General features: G+C 63.8%; 22 protein-coding genes and 1 riboswitch. Of the genes, 12 read left to right on the top strand and 10 right to left on the bottom strand.

Translation table 11 applies throughout. The annotated features are described in order from the left end of the window. Positions 1–152 precede the first annotated feature (152 nt). Entirely contained in the window at positions 153–1,721 is a 1,569-nt protein-coding gene (locus tag B4383_RS19140) for a substrate-binding domain-containing protein (protein ID WP_139360896.1), read from the top strand. Here B4383_RS19140 and B4383_RS19135 read toward each other — a convergent pair. Further along, positions 1,718–2,380: a TetR/AcrR family transcriptional regulator gene (locus tag B4383_RS19135; RefSeq protein WP_078292574.1), complete on the bottom strand. Its 663-nt coding sequence runs from the start codon at positions 2,378–2,380 to the stop codon at positions 1,718–1,720. The two genes, B4383_RS19140 and B4383_RS19135, sit on opposite strands and share 4 nt — an antisense overlap. A 62-nt stretch (positions 2,381–2,442) precedes the next feature. On the opposite strand from B4383_RS19135, the gene B4383_RS19130 reads away from it, so the two are divergent. From B4383_RS19130 to B4383_RS19105, 7 genes are all read left to right on the top strand, one after another. Then, positions 2,443–3,261 carry a Coq4 family protein gene (locus B4383_RS19130; protein ID WP_078292573.1) on the top strand — a complete coding sequence of 273 codons (819 nt, stop codon included), beginning with the start codon at positions 2,443–2,445 and terminating at the stop codon, positions 3,259–3,261. Between the two features lie 221 nt (positions 3,262–3,482). Then, positions 3,483–3,632: a hypothetical protein gene (locus tag B4383_RS26755; protein WP_176126435.1), complete on the top strand. Its 150-nt coding sequence runs from the start codon at positions 3,483–3,485 to the stop codon at positions 3,630–3,632. Between the two features lie 10 nt (positions 3,633–3,642). After that, positions 3,643–4,608 carry an alpha/beta hydrolase gene (locus tag B4383_RS19125; protein WP_078292572.1) on the top strand — a complete coding sequence of 322 codons (966 nt, stop codon included), beginning with the start codon at positions 3,643–3,645 and terminating at the stop codon, positions 4,606–4,608. After that, entirely contained in the window at positions 4,605–5,798 is a 1,194-nt protein-coding gene (locus tag B4383_RS19120; protein ID WP_078292571.1) for an LLM class flavin-dependent oxidoreductase, read from the top strand. The genes B4383_RS19125 and B4383_RS19120 overlap by 4 nt, the downstream gene beginning before the upstream one ends. Next, positions 5,798–6,829, top strand: coding sequence for a zinc-binding dehydrogenase (locus B4383_RS19115; protein WP_078292570.1), 1,032 nt, complete (start codon positions 5,798–5,800; stop codon positions 6,827–6,829). Before B4383_RS19120 ends, B4383_RS19115 begins: the two co-directional genes overlap by 1 nt. Before the next feature lie 24 nt (positions 6,830–6,853). After that, on the top strand, positions 6,854–7,603 hold the full coding sequence (locus B4383_RS19110; protein ID WP_078292569.1) for an SIMPL domain-containing protein: 750 nt from the start codon (positions 6,854–6,856) through the stop codon (positions 7,601–7,603). A 3-nt stretch (positions 7,604–7,606) separates the two neighbouring features. Next, positions 7,607–8,215 (top strand): SIMPL domain-containing protein, encoded by a 609-nt coding sequence (locus B4383_RS19105; RefSeq protein ID WP_078292568.1) that lies wholly within the window; start codon positions 7,607–7,609, stop codon positions 8,213–8,215. A 55-nt stretch (positions 8,216–8,270) separates the two neighbouring features. Here B4383_RS19105 and hpt read toward each other — a convergent pair whose 3' ends face one another. Continuing rightward, complete coding sequence (gene hpt / locus B4383_RS19100; protein ID WP_078292567.1) at positions 8,271–8,852, bottom strand: hypoxanthine phosphoribosyltransferase; 582 nt, start codon at positions 8,850–8,852, stop codon at positions 8,271–8,273. An 89-nt stretch (positions 8,853–8,941) separates the two neighbouring features. Here hpt and B4383_RS19095 point away from each other — a divergent pair, with 89 nt between their 5' ends. Then, entirely contained in the window at positions 8,942–10,438 is a 1,497-nt protein-coding gene (locus B4383_RS19095) for an NAD(P)/FAD-dependent oxidoreductase (protein ID WP_078292566.1), read from the top strand. 9 nt (positions 10,439–10,447) lie between these two features. On the opposite strand, the gene tilS is transcribed toward B4383_RS19095, so the two are convergent. From tilS to dacB, 3 genes are read right to left on the bottom strand one after another with little or no spacing between them, the layout of a single operon-like run. After that, positions 10,448–11,323: a tRNA lysidine(34) synthetase TilS gene (gene tilS, locus B4383_RS19090; RefSeq protein ID WP_078292565.1), complete on the bottom strand. Its 876-nt coding sequence runs from the start codon at positions 11,321–11,323 to the stop codon at positions 10,448–10,450. 56 nt (positions 11,324–11,379) lie between these two features. Then, the gene (locus B4383_RS19085) at positions 11,380–12,456 is read right to left on the bottom strand and encodes a zinc-dependent metalloprotease (RefSeq protein ID WP_078292564.1); all 1,077 of its coding nucleotides are present in this window, start codon (positions 12,454–12,456) and stop codon (positions 11,380–11,382) included. Next, on the bottom strand, positions 12,456–13,853 hold the full coding sequence (gene dacB / locus B4383_RS19080; protein ID WP_078292563.1) for a D-alanyl-D-alanine carboxypeptidase/D-alanyl-D-alanine-endopeptidase: 1,398 nt from the start codon (positions 13,851–13,853) through the stop codon (positions 12,456–12,458). Before dacB ends, B4383_RS19085 begins: the two co-directional genes overlap by 1 nt. A 128-nt stretch (positions 13,854–13,981) precedes the next feature. Between dacB and B4383_RS19075 the strand changes: the two genes are divergently transcribed. After that, positions 13,982–14,470, top strand: a complete 489-nt coding sequence (locus tag B4383_RS19075) for an inorganic diphosphatase (protein WP_078292562.1) — start codon at positions 13,982–13,984, stop codon at positions 14,468–14,470. A gap of 6 nt (positions 14,471–14,476) precedes the next feature. Here the strand turns inward: B4383_RS19075 and B4383_RS19070 are convergent, their stop codons facing one another. Beyond that, entirely contained in the window at positions 14,477–15,163 is a 687-nt protein-coding gene (locus B4383_RS19070; RefSeq protein ID WP_078292561.1) for a hypothetical protein, read from the bottom strand. A gap of 114 nt (positions 15,164–15,277) precedes the next feature. On the opposite strand from B4383_RS19070, the gene B4383_RS19065 reads away from it, so the two are divergent. Beyond that, positions 15,278–15,799 carry a 2-oxo-4-hydroxy-4-carboxy-5-ureidoimidazoline decarboxylase gene (locus B4383_RS19065; protein ID WP_078292560.1) on the top strand — a complete coding sequence of 174 codons (522 nt, stop codon included), beginning with the start codon at positions 15,278–15,280 and terminating at the stop codon, positions 15,797–15,799. A gap of 3 nt (positions 15,800–15,802) precedes the next feature. On the opposite strand, the gene B4383_RS19060 is transcribed toward B4383_RS19065, so the two are convergent. From B4383_RS19060 to B4383_RS19045, 4 genes are all read right to left on the bottom strand, one after another. Further along, positions 15,803–16,240 carry a hypothetical protein gene (locus B4383_RS19060; RefSeq protein ID WP_176126449.1) on the bottom strand — a complete coding sequence of 146 codons (438 nt, stop codon included), beginning with the start codon at positions 16,238–16,240 and terminating at the stop codon, positions 15,803–15,805. A 51-nt stretch (positions 16,241–16,291) separates the two neighbouring features. Then, positions 16,292–17,251, bottom strand: a complete 960-nt coding sequence (locus B4383_RS19055) for an SDR family NAD(P)-dependent oxidoreductase (protein WP_078292559.1) — start codon at positions 17,249–17,251, stop codon at positions 16,292–16,294. Further along, entirely contained in the window at positions 17,248–18,837 is a 1,590-nt protein-coding gene (locus tag B4383_RS19050; RefSeq protein WP_078292558.1) for an NAD(P)/FAD-dependent oxidoreductase, read from the bottom strand. Before B4383_RS19050 ends, B4383_RS19055 begins: the two co-directional genes overlap by 4 nt. Before the next feature lie 82 nt (positions 18,838–18,919). After that, a complete protein-coding gene (locus tag B4383_RS19045) occupies positions 18,920–20,215 on the bottom strand; it encodes an aminotransferase class V-fold PLP-dependent enzyme (RefSeq protein WP_078292635.1) in 1,296 nt (431 codons plus the stop codon). A gap of 32 nt (positions 20,216–20,247) precedes the next feature. After that, a riboswitch (SAM riboswitch) is annotated at positions 20,248–20,392 on the bottom strand. Positions 20,393–20,647: 255 nt separating this feature from the next. Between B4383_RS19045 and B4383_RS19040 the strand changes: the two genes are divergently transcribed. Further along, on the top strand, positions 20,648–21,619 hold the full coding sequence (locus B4383_RS19040; RefSeq protein WP_078292634.1) for a TerC family protein: 972 nt from the start codon (positions 20,648–20,650) through the stop codon (positions 21,617–21,619). Positions 21,620–21,809: the final 190 nt, after the last annotated feature.

The raw sequence follows: 21,809 nt of genomic DNA, 5'->3' as shown, positions 1-21,809 counted from the left end.
GTTCACGGTACTATCGCCCGAGCCTCACGAGCGCGGGCACCGAGTCTGCGTGCCGACGAGAACGAAGAGGTCCGGTCATGCCTGGTCGCCACAGTGAACGCAATCGCAGAAGACAACGTTCGGGTGGTTCGAAACCGTCCAAGTGGATTGCGCTGACGGCAATCGCCCTCCTGCTCGGAGGGCTCGGGGTGTTCGCCTTCACGAAGCTGTCCGGCCGATGCGGAGATATCGATACCTTCGCCGTCGCCGCCGACCCGGCCATCGCTCCGGTCATTTCGAAGGTGGCTGACGGCGCGAGCGCCAAGGAACTGCGCTGCACAAAAATCACCGTGGACGCGAAGGCCTCTGCGGCGACGGCGGCGGCAATCGGCAAGCCCGGTGGCGCGCCCGCACTGTGGCTCCCTGATTCCTCTATCTGGCTGGTGAAGCAGATGCGCACCACCGGGTCTCCTCTGGATTCGGCAAGCCAGTCCCTGGCCAGGACCCCCGTGGTGGTGGTCGCCAAACAGGGTGAGGCGCCGACGTTTGATTCATGGCTGAGCGTTCTGAAACAGCCCGGGCTGCGAATCGGGAATCCGCTGGAGGACACCGTGGCCGCGGGACCGGTGCTGGGAGCACTTGCTGAGGCCGAACAGGGAAAGAGCGATGCCAACGCCATCACCGCCGCGCTCGTTCCGATCGCGCAGGCGCAGCTGACAAACACTCGGCAGAGCAGCGCCGAGGAACGTCTCGGCGAGGTGGCAAAGACCGGTGGCCTGGCGATTTCGACCGAACAACAGCTCCTCGACTACAACGACAAGCACCCGAGCGCATTACTCACCGCCGGTGTCCCGACAACCGGCACACCGGCCCTGAACTATCCGATAGCGGTCACCGAACCCGCCAACGATCGGCATGCCAAGGCGAGACAGGCCGGAGAGGCACTCGCCGAGCGCCTCTCCGGCAGCGGTGGCGCGGATGCGTTGACGAACGCCGGATTCCGGGGGCCTGACTTCGCCCCGCTAGACGGAAAGGGTGTGGGCGCGGTGGAGACGCTCACCGTAAATGACCTGACCGCATTCGACACAGCGATGCGCCGATATGCGGTGCTGGCCTTGCCTTCCCGGATGCTCGCCGTACTCGACGTCTCAGGGTCCATGCGGGCCCCCGCGGGGCCGGTGTCACGCGTGGCGTTGCTGAGTCAGGCCATCGACAACGGGCTGCCCCTCTTCCCGGAGAACGCTCAGATCGGCTTGTGGGTGTTCTCTATCGACAAGGGCGGACCTAGCCAGGACTGGAGAGAGCTGCAGCCCCTTCGCACCCTCAGCGAGAAGGCGGGCGACAAGACCCAACGCCAACTCCTCCTCGACGACGGCCGCGGTCTGGACTCCCTCGTCGGCGGTGGAACCGGTTTGTACGACACCACTCTCGCCGCGTTCCACAAGGTCCAGTCCACGTACGACCCACACTTCATCAACAGCGTGGTGATCATCACCGACGGCGCGAACGAGGACCCGAACGGCATCTCCCTAGATCGGCTGCTTGCCACCTTGAAAAAGGAACAGGACCCGGCGCGCCCCGTCGTGCTCATCACCCTCGGCATCACCGAGGACGCGGATGCTGATGTCCTCAAACAGATTTCGGAAGCTACCCCAGGCGGGGCCAGCAGGGTCGCGCGGAGCGCCGATGAGATACCCAACATCGTGACCGATCTCATCAGAGCTCGCACAGCCGCACATTAAACGAAGACGGCCTCCGGCTCCGGCGGGTTTGCGAGCAGTGTGGGCAGCACAAAAACTCGGACATAGCGCCGAACCTGCTCGGGGTTGTCGGTTCCCGGGATAAGCCCGAGCAGCAGGGACAACGCGACGGACAGCACGTACCGTGCCGCATCCTCGGGCCGTACACCCGCGCGCACCTCCGCCATCCGGGTACTGAAGACACCCGCATACAGGGATGTCAGCAGGTCAATGAGATGGGGGGCGTTGACAATTAATGATGCGACCGTCCCGTGGTCATCGCGGTCGGCAAGCACCCGCAGTAACGGATTGGCGCCGACCTCGACCGACACGATCACCATCGACTCGGGGATGATTTCGGCGAGGTCCTTCAGCACGATGAGGCGGCCGATCATCTTGGCGATCTCGCTCATCGTCGCGCGGACCACCAGGGCATCCATCAGGTCGTCCCGGTTCCGAAAATGCCGGTAAACCACCGCGCGGCTGTATCCGGCCTCCCGTGCGATGGCCTCCATGGTGGATGCGCCATACCCACGCTCGACAAACAGCCGCTCCGCGGCATCAAGAAGCTGGGCCTGTGCCTGCTCTGCGGTATTTCCGCCTCCAGGTGGTCTACCGCGGCCGCGGGGAGCCTTACTCTCGCCCTCACTTTTGCGAGCCATCCCCTAGCTGCCTCCTCAAACAATATATTGACACTTTATTAGATCTGCCTATTATTGGCCGCATGCCGAACAACCTGGTCAAATACTCTAATCCCGGCGGTGTCGTACCAGACCGCGCGACATGGACCCCCTGGCTGAAGGCTTGGCGCATGCTGATCGACGCCAAGTACCACGGCGACATCTACGAGGCGTTCCTCGGGATGGAAGCACCCGTCTTCGCACGTGCTTACTATCAGGTGCGTGCCCATCCGAATGGCCGAAAGCTGTTCAAGCACAAACCAGACCTGCTCGCCGTGCTGAACGACGTGGAGTATCTGGACTCGCTGCCATTCGGCAGCCTGGGGCACGCATACCTGTCGTTCCTGAACACCAACAAGCTCGACGCGGGCGTCTTTGGTGAATCCACGATCATCAGACCGATCGCCGAGAAGAACAACTGGGACGAGGACTTCTACTACATGATCATGAGGGGCACCGCCCTCCACGACATGTTCCACACTATCGGCGGCTACGGTCCCGACATCGCCGGCGAAATGGCCAACATCGGATTTCATTGCGGGCAAATGGAACCCGCGGGCCCATTGGAGAAGCTCGGCATGCTCGGCGCCCTCACACTGCCGGGCGCATCGGCGCCGTTCAAACTCCGTTACTATCGCCAGGCGGTGGAGCGCGGCCGTCGTGCCGACCTGTTGATGGCCGCTCCCTGGGAGGAGCTGCTCGAATTGCCTTATCGCGAGGCCCAGTCGATCCTCGGTGTGAGCCCAGTCGAGGTAGCCCATCCTCAGGGTAGGTGGACCACCGAATGGACGCCGCCATCCATCAAGCCGCCGACCCCATGGAACTACGAGCGGATCCTCACCGCAGGACCCGTCGCTGCCTGAAAAGCCACCACTTCACCATGATTCGCCCATAGCTTCAGTGGTCGATACTCCGTGATCGAGTAGCTCCCAAGGCTCTTCCAGCACCGGATGATTTTCACCTGCGGATCGAACTCTGGGGAACCCCCAGCCATCACCAACGCGGTCCGAAGCAACTCACATCGCGTGACAAAATCGCTAAAATGTCTACTATTTGAACACCCGCGAACGCGCCATGGTCGAGCGTGGCGGTGCACGCCATCGATCCCGATGTGACCGACAATCCGCATCCCTGGTCGGCGATTGCGCGTTGTGGTTTAGTGGCAATCACGACGCTGATGAGCCTCTCCGGCGAAGAAGCGACAACAACGCTGTTGGCCGCCCTCAGAAGGTGAGAATGCGCTCATGACCGATGCCGCTGTGGATATCCGGGAACGTGACATCGCCACAAACGGCGTGCACCTGCGCATCGTCGAGGCGGGTGATCCTGGCCAGCCGGTAGTCGTTCTGGCCCATGGCTTCCCCGAGTTGGCATATTCTTGGCGCCACCAGATTCCGGCCCTTGCCGCCGCCGGGTATCACGTCATCGCACCCGATCAGCGGGGTTACGGCAGATCGAGTACGCCCGCGCATATTGACGACTACAACATCGAAGCGCTATCCGATGACCTGCTCGGCATTCTCGACGAGGTGGGCGCGGGCAAGGCGACCTTCGTCGGACACGATTGGGGCGCCGTCGTCACGTGGCATACCGCGCTCGCCGTCCCCGAGCGCGTCGAGGGCGTTGTCGGTCTTTCCGTCCCCTTCACCCGGCGCAGTCAGGTGGCTCCCACACTGGCATGGAAAAAACTGTTCGGCGACAACTTCTTCTACATTCTGTACTTCCAGGAGCCGAGGGTCGCCGATGCCGACCTCGATCGCGACCCCTCCGCCACCATGCGGCGCATGATGGCCGGAATGGCCCATATCGACGGTGCGACGATGATCGCACCCGGACCGGCCGGATTCATCGAGCGCATGACCGATCCCGGTGAGCTTCCCGAATGGCTGAGTCAGGTCGAATTGGACCACTACATCGCAGAATTCACCCGCACTGGTTTCACCGGTGGACTCAACTGGTACCGGAACTTCGACCGCAACTGGGCGCTTACCGAACGGCTTGCTGGAGCGAATGTAGTTGTGCCGTCTCTATTCATCGCAGGTGCCGCCGACCCGGTTCTCGGTTTCACGGATCATGCGGGCAGTGTGCGATACCGTATCGACAATCGGGGTGACATCCTGATCGAAGGTGCCGGGCACTGGATTCAGCAGGAGCGGCCGGACGAGGTCAATGCCGCATTGCTCGGATTCCTGCACGAGGTTGCGCGATGAGCGCCCCACTGCGATTCGGCGCCTTCATCACGCCGTTTCACCCCGTCGGCCAAAATCCGACCACCGCACTGGAGTACGACCTAGACCGAGTGGTAGCCCTGGACCGCCTGGGGTATGACGAGGCATGGTTCGGTGAGCATCACTCCGGCGGCTACGAACTGATCTCCTGTCCCGAGGTCTTCATCGCCACCGCAGCCGAGCGCACCAAGCACATCAGACTGGGCACGGGGGTGGTCTCGCTGCCCTATCACCATCCGTTGATGGTGGTGGATCGCTGGATTCTCTTGGACCACATCACTCGAGGCCGCGTCATCTTCGGCACCGGACCGGGCGCGCTGCCCACCGACGCGTACATGATGGGCATCGACCCCGTGGATCAGCGTCAGATGCAGGAGGAGTCGCTGGAAGCGATCATGGCGCTGCTGCGCGCGGCGCCGGAGGAACGCATAAGCCGCGAAACGTCCTGGTTCACCCTTCGGGACGCGCAGCTGCAGCTGCGGCCCTATACCCACCCCTACCCGGAAATCCTCACCGCAGCAATGTTTTCCCCGTCGGGACCCCGGCTGGCCGGGAAGCTCGGCGCGGGCCTGCTGTCGTTGTCGGCGTCCATCCCGGGCGGATTCGCGGCACTGGAAAATGCCTGGGAGGTGGTACGCGAGCAGGCGGCCACCCATGGCCACCCCGAACCGGATCGGTCGACGTGGCGAGTGCTTGGCATCCTGCATCTGGCCGAGACCCGTGAGCAGGCCATCGAGGATTGCACATATGGCTTGCCGGACTACGCGCACTACTTCGGCGCGGTCGGGGTGCTACCGCTCGCGAATGACGTTGACGGTACGCATCAGGATCCGCGTGATTTCGTGAAGGCTTATGTGGACGAGGGCAATTGCTGCATCGGGACGCCTGAAGATGCCATCGACTACATCCAGGATCTGCTCGACACATCGGGTGGATTCGGCACCTTCCTGATGCTCGGCCATGACTGGGCCTCGCCGGAAGCAACATTCAAATCCTATGAGCTGTTCGCCCGCAAGGTAATTCCGCATTTCACCGGCCAACTCACCGCCGCCAAGGTCTCGCACGATTGGGCGCAGGCCAAGCGTGGCGAGCTGCTGGGCCGTGCCGGCGATGCCGTCGCCAAGGCCATCGGCGAACATCAGAACGACCGAGCACAGAAGGCCTCGAACTGATGCGAGCAGCGGTGTTGCGTAACGGCGCGATGGTCTACCGGGACGATGTGGCCGACCCGGTGCCCGGCGAGGGCCAGGTGCTCGTCAAGGTCTCCGCGTGCGGAATCTGCGGATCCGACCTGCATTTCGCAAAACACGGGGCCCAGGCCATCGAACTGTCACAACAGATGGCGGGCGTGCCCAGCCTGACCGACAGCGTCGACCTTGGCGCCGACGTGTTCATGGGGCACGAGTTCGCAGCGGAAGTGATCGAAGCCGGACCGGGGACGCAGGCTCCCGCTCCGGGAACCGCAGTCACTTCGATTCCGATTCTGCTGTCCGCCAAGGGAATCGAACCCATCGTTTATAGCAACAGCACGCTCGGGGGCTACGCCGAGCAGATGCTGCTGAGCGCACCGCTACTGCTGCCTATCCCCAACGGCCTCGACCCCAGGCATGCGGCGTTGACTGAACCGATGGCGGTCGGTCTGCACGCCGTCAACAAATCGGGCGTCCAGCCGGGCACCGGAGCAATCGTCATCGGGTGCGGCCCCGTCGGCATAGCGGTGATAGCCGCCCTGGACAACCTGGGGATCGAGCCGATCGTCGCCGCCGACTTGTCCCCGGCCCGGCGCGATCTGGCCCGGCTCATGGGGGCGCACGAGGTCGTCGACCCCAGCACCGAACCCACCTTCGAGGCCTGGTCCCGGGTCGGCAAGGGCGCACCGGTGATCTTCGAGGCCGTCGGGGTACCGGGCATCCTCAACGATGTGCTGCGGGACGCACCGCACAGCTCCCGGGTGGTGGTGGTCGGCGTGTGTATGGAGCCCGATGCCATCACGCCGTACTTCGGGATCGCCAAGGAAGTTGCGCTCCAATTCGTGCTCGCCTACGACCCAGCGGAGTTCTCCGAAACGTTGCGGCGAATCGCGCACGGCGAGATCGATGTTGCACACCTGGTCACGGGTGAGGTAGGTCTGGAAGATGTCGGATCAGCATTTGCCGATCTCGGTAATCCGGGGCACCACTGCAAGATCTTGGTAGTGCCGTAAAGGTCGGGGAGGACAGGAAGTGACATGCGGGTACTAAGTCGGAAAGCTCTGACCCGGACAATCGCCGTGGCTGGCGCCGCGGCGATGGCCGTGCTCCTGGCCGGCTGCGGTGACGATTCCACCGGCAGCCCAGAGTCCACTCGTAACGTCACGGTCATTGGGAAGGGCGAGGTCAAGGGCGCACCCGATGTCTTGCGCGCTGACGTGGGCGTATCGGTGACCGCCAAGGACGTATCCGGCGCACTGTCTCAGGCAAGTGAGAAGGCCCAGGCCGTCATCGATGCCGTGGTCGGGGCCGGAGTGGCCCGGGAGGACGTCCAGACCAACGAGCTGTCCATCCAGCCCGAACAGACATACCCACAGGGCGGTCCCACGCGCATTACCGGATACAACGCCACCAACTCCGTGCGCATCAATGTCCGCGATCTCAAGAAGGCTTCCGAAGTGCTGGACAAGGCCGTGCAAGCCGGTGGCGACGCGGCACGGCTCTCCGGGGTCAGCTTCGATCTCGACAATGACGCCGACCTGGTGAAGGGTGCGCGGGAGCGTGCCTTCAACGACGCCAAGGCCCGCGCCGAGCAGTACGCCGGCCTGTCTGGCTCGAAGCTGGGCAAGGTGCTGCGGATCGATGAGTCCCACGGCTCGGTTCCTCCCCCCGCACCGGCGATGGGCAAGCGGGCGCCCATGCAGGCGGACGCCTCATTCGCGCCACCGCTGGAACCCGGACAGCAGACGGTGACATTCGAAGTAAGCGTCATCTGGGAGCTGAACTAGGCCATGGGTGACATCACGGTTGTCGGCCACGGAGAGGCCAGCGGGAGTCCCGACGTGTTCATGGCCACCGTCGGCGTTTCGGTACGTTCACGCCGCATCGCCGGGGTGATGGCCGAGGTGAAGGCCAAGGCCCGCGCGGTGATCGATGCGGTGCTCGACTCCGGGGTGGCGGCCGAAGACGTCCGGACCGCCTGGATGTCGGTGCACCCGCAGTTCGACGGCAACCGGATCACCGGGTACGCCGCCGACAACTCGGTACGGATCACCGTCCGCGAACTGTCGAAGGTGTCCGACGTTCTGGACAAGGCGGTCACCGCGGGAGGTGAAGCCGCACAGCTCTCCGGGGTCAGTTTCGATCTGCAGGACAGCAGCGATCTGTCCACACAGGCGCGTGAGCGCGCGTTCGCCGATGCCAAAGCCCGAGCCGAGCAATACGCCACCCTCTCCGGCGGCACTCTCGGGAAGGTCCTGCGCATCGACGAGACCGGCGGCCACTCGACCCCCTCCCCGCGTGCCGAGTTCGCAATGTTGCGGGCGGCGGGCGGGCCACCGGTGGAGGCGGGTCAGCAGACCGTCAGCACCCAGATCACCGTGACGTGGGAGCTGGGATGAGCGCGCGCCAAGACCGTCAGACGATGAACGCCCCGACGGAGACCTTCAGAGACGGTCAGTCGGTGTAGACCCGCGGGTGCAGTGTTCCGATGAAGGGCAGGTCGCGATAGCGCTCGCCGTAGTCCAGCCCGTAACCGACCACGAACTCGTTGGGGATCTCGAAGCCGACGAGGGCCACGTCGACATCGACCTTCTTGGCCTCGGGCTTACGCAGTAGCGAGACCACGTTCAGCGAGCGCGGCCCGCGTGAGGCGAGGTTGCGCATGAGCCAGCTCAGGGTGAGTCCCGAATCAATGATGTCCTCAACGATCAGGACGTCCAGGTCCTGGACGTCCCGGTCCAGGTCTTTCAGAATGCGCACCACGCCGGAGGACGACGTTGCCGAGCCGTACGAGCTGACGGCCATGAACTCCATCTGTGTGGGGATCGGAATGGCCCGGGCCAAATCCGACACAAACATGACGGCACCCTTGAGCACGGTCACCAGCAGCAGGTCACCCTCGATGTCCCGGTACTTCTCGCCGATGGCGGCGCCGAGCTCTTGCGTCTTGGCGCGAATCTGTTCCTCCGTGAGGAGCACCGACTTCACGTCGCCGCTGTATTGCTCGCCGCATGCCTGATCCTGTTCGCAGGTCACGACCGATAGCGTGCCATGGACGACACGAGCTATCCAAGCCGGTGACACCGGCCAGTGACTTTGTTTACGAAATAGGCCATTATGGAAACGTGAGCAATGGCGCTTACGGGGCAAGCGAAAAGCTGCCGTCCCGCGATATCCGGGTGGTCGTGATCGGGGCCGGCATGTCCGGGCTGTGCATGGCCTCCACCCTCCAGCACCGCGGTATTACCAACTTCACCGTCTACGAGAAGGCGGATGAGGTCGGCGGAACCTGGCGGGACAACACCTACCCGGGCCTGCAGTGCGATGTACCGTCGCGCTATTACTCGTACTCATTCGCCCCGAATCCTGCTTGGAGTAAGGGCTTCTCGCCCGGACCGGAGATCCACCAGTATTTCGTCAGATTCGCCGACGAGCAGGGTCTGCGCCGGAACATTCGCTTCGGGGCAGCCGTCAGCCGAGCCGAATGGGTTGATGGGCCTGGCCAGTCCCACTGGGAGTTGGAGATTTCCGACGGGAGCCGCGACACCGCTGACGTCGTAGTCAGTGCCACCGGAGTGTTGCACCTCCCACGCCTCCCCGATATCGACGGGCTGCGGTCCTTCGCCGGTCCGTGTTTTCACTCGGCCCGGTGGGATCACTCGGTGCCGTATGCCGGGAAGCGGGTCGGACTTATCGGCACCGGGTCATCCGGAGTCCAGATCATCAGCGCTCTCGCCGAAGATGTGCAAAGTCTCGCGGTGTTCCAGCGCTCGGCGCAATGGGTCGCACCGGTTCCCAACTTCACCTACTCGGCAATGTCGAAGTCGATATGGTCCCGCGTGCCGATTCTGAACAGATTCTCTTATCGCCTGTGGCGCTTCTATTTTGAACGCGGCGTGGGTGGATCGGTGGTCAACCCCGGAATCCGGCGGCGGCTCATCCAAGGATTCGTCCGGGCATCGCATCGGTTGCTCATCCGCGACCCGGCACTACGCCAGAAGCTGCATCCCGACTACGAGCCGCTCTGCCGACGATTGGTGATGTCGGTGCCGTTCTTCAAGGCGGTGCAACGCCGCAATGTCGCGGTGTTCACCGAGGGGATTGAACGCATCGTGCCGCAAGGTGTCATTACCAAGGACGGAGTTCTGCACAAACTCGACATCTTGGTGTGCGCCACAGGTTTTGATGCGCACTCGTACTTGCGTCCTATGGAGGTGATCGGGCGCGACGGGATCAAGCTCAGCGAGGCATGGAGTGACGGACCACGCGCATACCGGGCCGTGGGCCTCGCTGGATTTCCGAACTTCTTTCTGTTGATCGGCCCGAACAGCCCGATCGGGAACAACTCGCTGATCTCGATCGCCGAAACGCAGGTGAAATTCGCGATGCATTGGATCAACGAGATCCGTTTCGGCCGAGTTCAATCGGTAGCGCCAACGGCACACGCCGCCGAGACCTTCAACGCCGAAGTGCGCCGGGCTATGCCCAATACCGTGTGGTCCAACGGATGCGACAGCTGGTATCTGGGAGCCGACGGGGTACCGGAGCTATGGCCCTGGCCTCCCGTGGACTATCGCCGCACACTCACTTCGCCGATCCGCGAGGACTTCGCCATCACGTAGACCCAGTTGTCAGACATCGTGGATCGACAGCACCAGATGGTCACCCAATCTGGACGCAACCAGACGCTGGTAGGGAAGGTCGGCGCCCACTGCGACCCCTCCCTGTCCACGCCACTGCACAACGAGCGCGTCCACCGCGCGAATCTGGCTGTCATTCAAATCCTGTGCGCCGCCTGCCAGTAACCAGAGCCTGATCACCCGTCGCCGCACGGCGGGTGCCAGATCGCGCAGACCAGCGATCGCCAGGAGCTCCGCACCGGTGAAGGTTGCCCGCGCCTGTTCGTCGAGCGCGTCGCCGTCGTCCCGTAATGATGCCGCGGTTCGGGCGAGAGCCCCGGCAACACCGCCACCAAGAATCTGCTCCAGCAGCGGCAGCACCTCGTGACGCAGCCGCACCCGGATGAAGCGGGAGTCGACATTGTGCGGGTCTTCCCACGGGGTCAGACCCAATTCGGCACAGCTGGCGCGTGTCTCGGTTCGGCGGATGTCAAGAAGTGGACGCCCCCACGGATCATCCCAGGGGCGCATTCCTGCGATGGAACGCCCGCCAGAGCCTCGCCCCAGTCCCAGCAGCACCGTCTCGGCTTGGTCGTCGAGAGTATGGGCGAGCAGCACGGGTAGGCCATCCCGTGCCTCGCGCAGCGCGGCGTACCGGGCATCGCGCGCCGCCGCTTCAAGACCACCCACACCGTCGACGATCACCGAAAGAACCGAGGCATCATGGCATCCCAGAGCCAACGCCTGACTCCGCGCCCGGCCCGCGACCTCGGCGGAGTCCTGCTGCAGTCCATGATCGACGATGAGCGCGGTCACTGCCCAGCCCTGCGCGACGGCAGCTGCCGCAAGCGCTAGCGAATCCGCACCACCGGAGACCGCCACGGCCACATGCCGCGCACCCGGAAGGTGCTGAACACCAAACAATTTGACAGCTTGACGCAGCGCTAAAGTACTCGGGCTATCCATTGGTCCGGGTTCTCGATCTCGGCGGGCTTGGGCAGTGTCTCGGCGTCTTGCCAGATTGTGTTGAAGCGTTCCATCCCCACCGTTTCCACCACGTGGTCGACAAACTTCTTACCGCGGGTGTACTGACGCATCTTGGCATCCATGCCGATGAGAGCGCGGATGATCCGCTGCAACGGTGGCTGTTTGCGTGAGCGTCGCGCCTCGAAGCGAGACCTGATGGTCGACACCGATGGGACAACGGCCGGACCCACCGCGTCCATCACATGGTCGGCGTGCCCTTCGAGCAGCGTGCCCAGTACTAGCAGGCGATCCAATGCATCCCTGCCACTTTCGGATTGCATGGCGCGCAGCAGATCGACGATCCCGTTCTGGCCCTGATCTTTCGGCGCGCGGACAAATTCGACCAGTCGGCCGAGCATGCCAGCTACATCCTCCTCTTGCTCGTACGCGAGAGTCGCCAAGGTGCCCGACATATAGTCCGCCAGCCACGGGTTGGCCGAGAACTGCACGCGATGCGTTACCTCGTGCAGGCACACCCACATCCGGAAATCGCTTGGCAGCAAACGAAGTTGGCGTTCCACGGCGATGATGTTCGGGTACACCAGACGCAATGCACCCACACCGTCGGCGGTGAACGGGTCGTATTGCCCGAGAATGCCCGACGACACGAAAGCCAGCACCGCACCGGTTTGCGCCCCGGTGACACGGCCCGACAGGAACCCCGCGGAGCCGCCGTCACCACCGGCCATCACGCGCATGGACTCGGCCGCTGCCGCGATCCAACGGGTGCGATCGATGATCCGCGCCTCCGGTACCACCAGGCCGTCCGCCAGGCCGGTGAGCTCACGCACCGGGGCCTCGGCGCGCCGCGCCGCATCCGACAGCTCGGCGATGGCCTGATTACGGGTGTACTCGGTGGTGGGCGGCGCGGGCCGTGCCAGTTTGGCGCCCACGGTCACGGCGAACTCCCAGTTGACCATGCGGCCAACCGTCAGCTCGGGGCGCTCGGTTCCGGTTCCGGCTCCGCCCTTCCCGACGCGATCCGGCACGGCCATCAGCTACATCCGCAAGACCGCAATACCGCTGCGGTGTTATCCACCGCGTTGCGCGCGGTCGGTGCGGTCGCCTGGTTCTGCATCAGCGTGAAAGTCAGCACCCGCCCGCTGACGTCGGTGACCACACCGGCCAAGGTGTTCACACCCGTGAGCGATCCTGTCTTGGCGCGCAACCATCCCGCCGCGGCTTGGTTTTGGATGACAAAGCGTTCGGACAGCGTGCCACTGCCACCGGCGATGGGCAGCACATCCAGCAGCGGGCGCAGCTTCGGCTGATCAGGGCCGGCAGCGGCTCCGATGACCTCGTCGAGGGTGCGTGCGGTAACCCTGTCGTCCACCGACAGGCCACTGGAATCACGCAGTGTCAGGCCTGTGAGATCGATTCCTGCGCTGCGCAATTGGCTCGTGACCGCATCGACAGTTCCGGAGAAGGTCTGCGGCCGGCCCGAGGCCAACGCCACCTCGCGGCCAATGGTTTCCGCCATCACGTTGTCGGAGGCATTCATCATCTCGCGCAGCCGCTCCATCAGCGGAGCTGACTGAACGGAGGCAATGGATTTCGCCGACGGCGACGCCGAGTCCAACCGCACCATGTCGGTGTCAACCCCGAGCGCCGCAGCCAGTGCACGCCCCGCGTCGAGGGCGGGCGTGGTGGAACGACGCGAGTCGTAATCGGTTGGCTGCGTACGTCCGGCGTCGAGCATCACAGCCTGGATGGGCGCGACGTCACCGCCGTCGATATCGGCCGGGTCCCATCCGGGCGCCATGGACGGGCCGCCAAACCGGCTGATGTCGACCGTGATCGACGTGACCGTGACCCCCGACTTACGTACCTGGTCGGCCAGATCACTGATGCGCGCGGCGTCGCGGTACCAGGTGTCAGTGTCCGCCGGCGCCGCACTGAGAATCGGGTCGCCGCCGCCGACCAATGTCACCAGTCCCCGCTGTCCCTCGGTGTCCGCCACGACCGATGTGGTGAGTTTCGCGGCCCGATCAAGGGTCAGCAGCGCTGCCGCGGCGGTCAGCACCTTGTTAGTAGATGCGGGGACCATCGGCACCGTGGAGCCCTGCTGCCACAGCTCGCGGCCGGTCAGTGCGTCGGTTACCCGGCCGGTGAACATGGCCAGCGCCGGATCGGCCAGCGCCTTGTCCAGCGCTTGTGCCAAACCATCTGCCGTCGGAACCGGCGCCGAATCGGAAACCGGCACGACACCCGGTTTCGGGGTGACCAGCGTCGGTTCGGGATCTGCGCTCTGCGGCTGGCGGGCGGTGGAGGCTCCGGTGGTCAGCGACGCTACGAGAACAAGCGCGGCAATCGCCAACACGACGGCGACGGCCAGCAGGACGTGGGTAGAGCGCCGCCAGTGACGCGGATCAAGTGCCCTGGCGGTGACCATGCTCTGCAGGGTATCGCTATCCTGGTGCGCGCTGGACGAGCGCTTGCCCGAAGGCCTGCGGACACCGATGAGCGCTTGCGCGAAGACCGACCGACCGACTGAGTACCACCGACATTCAAGGAGCGGGTGTGGAGTTCGACGTCACCATCGAGATCCCCAAGGGGCAGCGCAACAAGTACGAGGTCGATCACGAGACCGGCCGAGTACGCCTGGACCGTTACCTCTACACCCCGATGGCCTACCCCACCGACTACGGCTTCATCGAGAACACCCTCGGCGAGGACGGCGACCCGCTGGACGCCCTGGTACTGCTACCCGAGTCCGTCTTCCCCGGCGTGATCGTGGAAGCTCGGCCCGTCGGTATGTTCAAGATGGTCGACGACGGCGGCGGTGACGACAAGGTGCTGTGCGTGCCCGCAGGCGACCCGCGCTGGGATCACATCCAGGAAATCGGCGATGTGTCGTCCTTCGAACTGGACTCCATCAAGCACTTCTTCGTCCACTACAAGGACCTGGAGCCCGGCAAATTCGTCAAGGCTGCCGACTGGGTGGGCCGCACCGAGGCCGAGGCCGAGGTCATCGCGTCGTTCGAGCGGCTCAAGACCCAGGGTCACTGACCTGGGTCAGGGCGCCACGCATACGGCGCCCATCGGACCGCTGTTACTGACGACGACGACACCGTCGACTGTGATCGAACAACTGGCCTCACCCCAGTCGACAATCATGCGTGGCGACGCCGCAGAGTTGGTCATCGTCACCGAGACACCCCAGGGCAGCTTGATGTCTTGGATCGTCACCAGCTCGGTGCCGGTCCAATAACTGACCTTCAATCCGAAATGCGGTGGCAGCGGGTCGACGCCCGAGCCCCACGCACTGTAGGTGACGCTCTTGCCTCCTGTGCCGGACCCACCAGGGCCTTCTCCGGCGGTGGGCACCGGCTTGGGTGCCTCGGTCGTGGTGGGCACCGGAGGCGCTTCGGTGGTCGTTGGTGTGGTCTCGGCACCGGTGCTGGGGTTCGGCGGGGGTGGTGATGGCGGAGGAGGCTCGGTCGTCGTCCTCGACGGCAACGGAACGTCATTGGGCCCCGTCCACGTCGTCGAAGGAGTGACGGTGACCGTCGTCGGAGCTGCCATCTCGGTTCGGCGGGTGATGACCAAGATCGCCGTCAGGGCTATCGCCAGCACCGCCAGAAGACTGACGCCGGCGACTATCCACGGCCATTTCGGGGGCTTCGGGTCCTCGGGATAGGGAATCGGCTCGCCGGGCGGCCACGGCTCCTGCGGGTACTGCTGCCAGGCTGGATCCGTCACTGTCCCCCACTCCCTCCCCAGTCCTACTCGGTGCAATGTTACGTCGCGTTAAGCTCCTGCAAAATGCACGGTCCCCCTCTAGCGAACAGCAGCGACCCGTCGAATCATGGTCTTATGTTGATGCATCAGGGCATCGGCCGCGACACGTTCAACCAGATGCCCGACACCAAAGCGGTCCACGCGCTGTACGAATGCGGCGGCAGTGTGACCTGGGCACGGAAGATCGCCGCGGCGCGGCCGTTCGCCGATCATGACGCCCTGTTCCGACTGGCCGACAACGAGTTGTTCGCGCTGTCCGAGGAGTCACTCGACGAGGTCCTGATCGCCTATCCGCCGCTGGGAAAACGTCCGGGAAGTGCGCGGTCCCATGCCGAACAGTGTGCGATCCGCGACGAGACCCCGGGAATGATGGCCGCGCTGCGGGCCGCCGCGCATCGATACGAGCACCACTTCGGGCATCGCTTCGTCATGCACATGTGTGGGCAGGACGGCGTCTCGGTGCTGCGCGCGATCTCCGACCGCATGCACCATGACATGGATACCGAGCGCAAGGTGACGCGCAACGAACTCGCGAAGATCAACCGCACCCGGCTGGAGCGCATGCTCGGCCCCGAGGGTGGTTACGACAACTGGTGATCGCTACGCCGCCAGCGGTATCCGCTGGGGCAGCAACGCGAGTACGCGACGTGCGGCACAACTGATATCTGTGGTGGGCGACGCCGGAATCAGAGTCACCCCGTCGGCCACACCAGCCAGGTAGATATCGGCGATCAAACCCGCCAGCCCTTCCGGGGTACCCGCATACGAGACCGCCGACGGAACCCTCAGACTCGCAAAATGCTTACGCGCCGATCGCGAGTCGGCTTCGATGTGCACGTAGACATCCAGGATGACCGCGGGTGCGTCCTTGCGCGCGGTGCGCAGAGAATGCCGGGCCCGCTGTGCCTGTTTGAGATCGGGGGCGTTGACGCGTGCGGTGACACCCGTTCCATTGGTCAGTTCGCGCCAGCTGGCAGCATCGTCGGTGAAAACCCGGAACGTCTGGTGTTGTGTCGCCACAGCCGCCACGGTACCCAGGAGGTCTGGGCATCGCCATCGTTGAATTCCGAGTGAGCCGATAGGCCCCGATCACACCGTCGACTGCTCGGTGAGCGGCCCCGCTGGGGTGCGCTCGGTCAGATTGTCAATGACGCGTTGCACCTTGGGCATGAGCGTGTCGATATCCAATCCAAGCCAGTACGGAATCGGATACATGAAATGGCGATTGAGACCGGGCAGGAGCCTGCTCAAGAAGTAGCCCAGCCACGCTTCGGGACGCACCGGGGCCACCGCAAAGTTGTAACGCGCCGCGCGGACCGTGGCACGCGCGACCTGCGGGGGACCGATCAACTGGTCCAATACCCGCATCGGGGCAGAGGACTGGAAGGCCCTCATGGCGTTGTTCGCACGCTCGCGCACATCATCACGAAGGTCCAGACCGGCGACGGTGGCGTTTACCCCGATGTTCGTGTTGATGAAGCCGGGGCATACCGCAGATACACCAATTCCCTTGGGGCCCAATTCCATTCGCATGCACTCGCTCAGCATCTTCACCGCCGCCTTGGAGGCCGAATAGGCGGGGAAGATCGGGGTCGGGGTAATGGCCCCCGCCGAGGCGATATTGACGATCTGACCACCGCGGCCACGTTCGGCCATCTGCTTGCCAAAGACCCGTCCGCCATAGGCGACACCGAATACGTTGACCCGGAACTGTTTTTCCCAATGCTCCTGCTCAAGGTCGAAGAAGCGCCCGCCGACCATGATGCCGGCGTTGTTCACCAGCACATCGGGAACACCGTATTCGGCCCGCACCTGATCAGCGAACCGCTCCCAGGCCGCCGGGTCGGTGACATCGAGCTGAAAAGCCACCGCCCGATGTCCCTTCCGGTGGATGATCGCAGCCGTTTCCTGGGCGGTCGTCAGATCCAGATCTGAGGCCACCACCTCCGCACCGCCCCGTGCGAATTGGACGGCGATGGCTCGCCCGATGCCGCTTCCGGCACCGGTCACGACGACAAGTTCTGGTTTACGTCCGGGCAGCAGTCTCATCCCACAACCTCCTTGTTGCGCTTGCGCCGCGACGCCGCCTTCACGACCGGTGCCACTGTCTCGGTGCCGTACCGATAGTTGTCCAGCCGGAAGTACTTGTTGTGGAAGTACATTTCACCGAAACCGCCTGGGCGGAAAGGCGAATCACCATGGTTGTCGATGTAGTAAGTGTTGGCCGCCGAGCATGCCGGCGAGAGCCACAGATGATTTCTATTGCGCTCGTGCATCTTGTCGAAGTAGGCCTGATGCACATCCTGCTTGACCTCGGCGGTGGTAGCGCCACGCTTCTTCGTCTCCGCGATGACCCGGGCCGCGTGCGCAGTGGTTGACTCGATCAGCATGTGATACGGCCCAAAGACGTACCCGTACGGTCCGAGAACGAGGAAGAAGTTGGGGTAATCCGGGATCGAAACACCCTGGTATGCCTGATAACGGTTCTCCTGGAAGAACTGCTTCAAATCCTTGCCGCGCCGTCCGGCGGTCGGGAAGGCAGGCATGTGATCCCAGATCGCGAACCCGGTGGCGCAGATCAACACATCCACTTCATGCTCGACACCGTCCGCGGTAAGCAGGCCCTTTTCGGTGATCCGCTCAATGGGCTCGGTCACCAAAGCCACGTTGGGGCGGTTGAACGTCTTGAGATAGGTATTGGAGAAGGAGGGGCGCTTGCAACCAAAACCGTAGTAGGGCAGCAACTTCTCTCGGGTTACCGGGTCGTCGACCTGAGTACGCATCCAGCCACGCATCCGGTGGGCCAGGGCCATCGACGCGGATTCGACGTATTTGGAGTCGAGCTTGAAGACTGCGTCCGGAATGTAGGCGGTACTGAGGTTGATGGCGTGCCGAATGCCCTTGGCAACGCCCGGGAATCCGAACAGCGCGCGCCAGAACGCGTTGTACTTCAAGTCGGGCTTGGGCCCCACATAGATGGGGGTGCGCTGAAAGACGCTGAGATGGCCAACCTCCGGAGCGATCTCTGGAACCAGCTGCAGCGATGTGGCACCGGTGCCAATGACTGCCACTCGTTTTCCGGCCAGCTGAACATCCTTGTCCCACAAAGCAGTATGCATCAGCACACCCTGATAGGAATCGATACCGTCTATCTCGGGGAGCTTGGGTTGCTCGAGGCCCCCCGTCGCGGCGATCACGTGCCGGGCAGTGATGACACTGTCATCGTCCAGAGTAAGAGCCCACATGTTGCGCGCCTCATCAAATTCCTGACGCACTACACGCGTGTTGAACCGGATCTTGCGGCGCAGTTCATGCTTGTCCACGAGTTCGTTTGCGTACCCCTCAAGCTCGTCACCGGGGGTGAAGAACTTTGACCAGGTGGTCTTCTGGTCGTAGGAGAAGCTGTAGATAAAGGTTGGGATGTCGACAGCCACGCCCGGGTACTTGTTGGCGTGCCAGGTGCCTCCGGCAGCACCCCACTTCTCCAAGATCACGAAGTCGTGGACTCCCCTTTTGGTCAGCTCAACACCCGCTCCGATGCCGCCGAAGCCTGCCCCGATGATCACGACCTCATGGTCGGGAACTGCCCGTTCCCCACCGTTGACTTCGCTACCCCGCACACGTGTACTAGTCATTCGACGTCCTTGTCAGTCAGACCCTGTGATGTGTCGAACTGAAAGTATCACGTATTGCGAGTTACGGATACTGTGTTGGCGCCTACGCCACCAGGAAATCCGGGAGTGGCCGCCTGTCATCAACCGGCCCGACCTGCCCGTCGCGCTCGGTATAGATCAGCGCCGGCCCGTGACGGACGAGCTCACCGATCGCGTCGACGAGGCGCGCGATGTCACTCGCGGTGGTTCCCAGCCCGATACTTGCGCGCAGCGCACCCCCTGGGTATCCCAACCTCTCCAGCAGCGGGTGCGCACAGAATCTGCCGTCACGCAGCCCAATTCCGTGCTCGGCCGACAGATAGGCCGCGGCGACCGACGGCGCGTATCCGGTGACAGTGAAGGACACAATGCCCAGCACATCCCGACCACCGTTCCAAATACGCAGGGTGTCAACACCTTCGATCGCGGCGAGCCCGTCCCGAAGTTGGGCGGTGAGCGCATCCTGTACGTGGCCTACCTCCCCCAGCGCGGACAATGCCTCACACGCAGCCGCCACGGCGGCGACGCCAACCACATTGGGCGTGCCCGCCTCATGGCGCTGCGGTCCCGCGAGCCACTCGGCCCCGTCGATACCAACATTGCGCACCGCCCCACCACCCGCGAGATACGGCCTCGCGGCGTCGAGCCAGTCGCTTTGCCCCACAAGGACTCCAGCACCAAATGGCGCATACAGCTTGTGCCCGGAGAACGCGAGATAGTCGATTCCAGTTGTCACCAAATCGATTCGGCGGTGCGGAACCAACTGTGCGCCGTCTACTGCGATCCTCGCTCCGTACCGGTGCGCGACGGACGCGAGTTCGGCCAACGGCAGCACCTCGCCGGTGACATTCGAAGCCCCGGTGACGGCCAGCAGTGCGGCGGGCCGGCGGGCGAGCTCGTCAGCCAGCGCGGTGACGGTGTCCGCAACGGTGGCTCGATGCCCTACCACCCGGGCCGCATATCGCTGCCAGGTCAACAGGTTTGCGTGGTGCTCGATATCGAGCACCACCACCTCACCCGGCACCGCCGAGGCGAGCAGATTCAACGAGTCGGTGGTGTTACGGGTAAAGATCACATGGTGGTCGGCGGCGGCCCCGACGAAGCGTCCCACCATCTCACGGGCGCGCTCGTAGAGCGCCGTGCACACACGGGAGGCGTATCCGGCGCCACGATGCACACTGGCGTAATACGGCAGCAGCTCGGTGACGCGATCCGCGACAGCACAGAGCGCGGGCGCGCTGGCCGCGTAGTCAAAATTGGCGTATCTGATCCAGCCACCTAGGGCCAGAGGAACTTTGGTGTCGGCTCCCACCACACGCGCGGCCGGTTGCTCGGACCCAGATTGTTTGGACACTGGCATGTGACATCCCATCTCACCGGACCCGCCCGGCGAGTCCACGCTTGCCACGCCCGGTTGAGCGCGGCCAGGTCGTCACCTGGAGCACCCCGCCGTGGATGAGCCGCTTGCGCGAAGACAAACGGCATGGAGGAGGGTTGCCGACCAGCTAGCCAGGGCTTATCGCTGGTACTCATGACCTGTGCGCAGTCTGCGCGCGGCCGCAGCCACCGTCAAGCGCATTGCGCAGGGTGATTTCAAATCCGCCGTGTCGGCTCGTGAATCCGGCCCGATTTTCCGATCCCCGCGCCATAGGGCAGACTGGCGCGCGGAGGGGAGTATTCCTTCGCTGCGGTGTCGTCATCACATCGGCCATTGTCGGACCGGTCGGTGCCGCAGGCCGGTCACCCGCCGGCGGAAGAGACCTCCGGCGTTTTGGCGACCGGAGGTTATTTCATGCAGGTATCGCAGCTCGAATGGATCATCACGCTGGCCGTCACGGTCGCGATCTTGCTGATCGACGTCGTGGTGATCGGCAGGCGGCCCCATGAACCCACCGTCCGCGAAACCGCCACCGCCCTCAGCATCTACATAGGGCTCGCGGTGGCATTCGGCTTGTGGGTGTGGTTCTTCCACGGCAGCCAGTTCGGACTGGAGTTCTTCGCGGGCTGGCTCACCGAGTACAGCCTCTCGGTGGACAACCTGTTCATCTTCCTGATCATCATGGCCAGCTTCAAGGTGCCCCGGATCTATCAGCAAGAGGCCCTGTTGATCGGCATCATCCTGGCGCTGATTTTCCGCGGCATCTTCATCGCCCTCGGCGCGGTGGCCATCAACCAGTTCTCCTGGATCTTCTATCTGTTCGGCGCGTTCCTGGTGTACACCGCCGTCAACCTGGCACGCGACACCGAGCATGATGACGACGCCGACAACGCCGTGGTGCAGTTCGCCCGCAAGCACCTGCGGACCACCGATAAGTGGGACGGCCTGCGGCTGTGGGTCCGGGAAAACGGCACACGACTGATGACGCCGATGTTCCTGGTGATCGTCGCGCTGGGCACCACCGATCTTCTCTTCGCGCTCGACTCGATCCCCGCGATCTACGGGCTCACCAAGGAGCCCTACTTGGTGTTCACCGCCAACGTGTTCGCCCTCATGGGTCTGCGCCAGCTGTACTTCCTGCTCGGCGACATGCTCAAGCGCCTGGTGTACCTGTCGCAGGGGCTGGCGTTCATCTTGTTCTTCATCGGCGTCAAGCTGATCCTGCACGCATTGCACGAGAACGAACTGCCGTTCATCAACGGCGGCGAGCCGGTCCATGTACCCGAGATCCCCACATTGGCCAGCCTTGCGGTGATCATCGTGACCCTGCTCATCACCACCGTCGCCAGCCTGTACAAGACCCGGCGCACTGCCAAAGAGGGCTAGGTGTTCCACGCCGAAGGTCATCGAGATCACCACGGTGATGTCCCTGCCGACGGTCCACGTGTCGTAGCTACCGCCGTTCTTGGTGATGGTCTCGGCACGGGTGCGCGCGCCCTTGGCCGCCACAACAAGAATCTCGATCCGCAGGTCGGCCGGCTAGGTGTACAGATACCGCAGCGCGTCGGATCGGATG

This window comes from Mycobacterium sp. D16R24 (genome assembly GCF_002013385.1).
Taxonomy (GTDB): domain Bacteria; phylum Actinomycetota; class Actinomycetes; order Mycobacteriales; family Mycobacteriaceae; genus Mycobacterium.
This window is presented reverse-complemented; position numbering and strand designations above follow the sequence as displayed.

What these genes read in the sequence shown, in the direction of transcription:
- B4383_RS19135 (WP_078292574.1), bottom strand. Translation starts at nt 2,380, where the DNA reads ATGGCTCGCAAAAGTGAGGGCGAGAGTAAGGCTCCCCGCGGCCGCGGT.
- B4383_RS19130 (WP_078292573.1), top strand. Translation starts at nt 2,443, where the DNA reads ATGCCGAACAACCTGGTCAAATACTCTAATCCCGGCGGTGTCGTACCA.
- B4383_RS19125 (WP_078292572.1), top strand. Translation starts at nt 3,643, where the DNA reads ATGACCGATGCCGCTGTGGATATCCGGGAACGTGACATCGCCACAAAC.
- B4383_RS19120 (WP_078292571.1), top strand. Translation starts at nt 4,605, where the DNA reads ATGAGCGCCCCACTGCGATTCGGCGCCTTCATCACGCCGTTTCACCCC.
- B4383_RS19115 (WP_078292570.1), top strand. Translation starts at nt 5,798, where the DNA reads ATGCGAGCAGCGGTGTTGCGTAACGGCGCGATGGTCTACCGGGACGAT.
- B4383_RS19110 (WP_078292569.1), top strand. Translation starts at nt 6,854, where the DNA reads ATGCGGGTACTAAGTCGGAAAGCTCTGACCCGGACAATCGCCGTGGCT.
- B4383_RS19105 (WP_078292568.1), top strand. Translation starts at nt 7,607, where the DNA reads ATGGGTGACATCACGGTTGTCGGCCACGGAGAGGCCAGCGGGAGTCCC.
- B4383_RS19085 (WP_078292564.1), bottom strand. Translation starts at nt 12,456, where the DNA reads ATGGCCGTGCCGGATCGCGTCGGGAAGGGCGGAGCCGGAACCGGAACC.
- dacB (WP_078292563.1), bottom strand. Translation starts at nt 13,853, where the DNA reads ATGGTCACCGCCAGGGCACTTGATCCGCGTCACTGGCGGCGCTCTACC.
- B4383_RS19065 (WP_078292560.1), top strand. Translation starts at nt 15,278, where the DNA reads ATGTTGATGCATCAGGGCATCGGCCGCGACACGTTCAACCAGATGCCC.
- B4383_RS19055 (WP_078292559.1), bottom strand. Translation starts at nt 17,251, where the DNA reads ATGAGACTGCTGCCCGGACGTAAACCAGAACTTGTCGTCGTGACCGGT.
- B4383_RS19050 (WP_078292558.1), bottom strand. Translation starts at nt 18,837, where the DNA reads ATGACTAGTACACGTGTGCGGGGTAGCGAAGTCAACGGTGGGGAACGG.
- B4383_RS19045 (WP_078292635.1), bottom strand. Translation starts at nt 20,215, where the DNA reads ATGCCAGTGTCCAAACAATCTGGGTCCGAGCAACCGGCCGCGCGTGTG.
- B4383_RS19040 (WP_078292634.1), top strand. Translation starts at nt 20,648, where the DNA reads ATGCAGGTATCGCAGCTCGAATGGATCATCACGCTGGCCGTCACGGTC.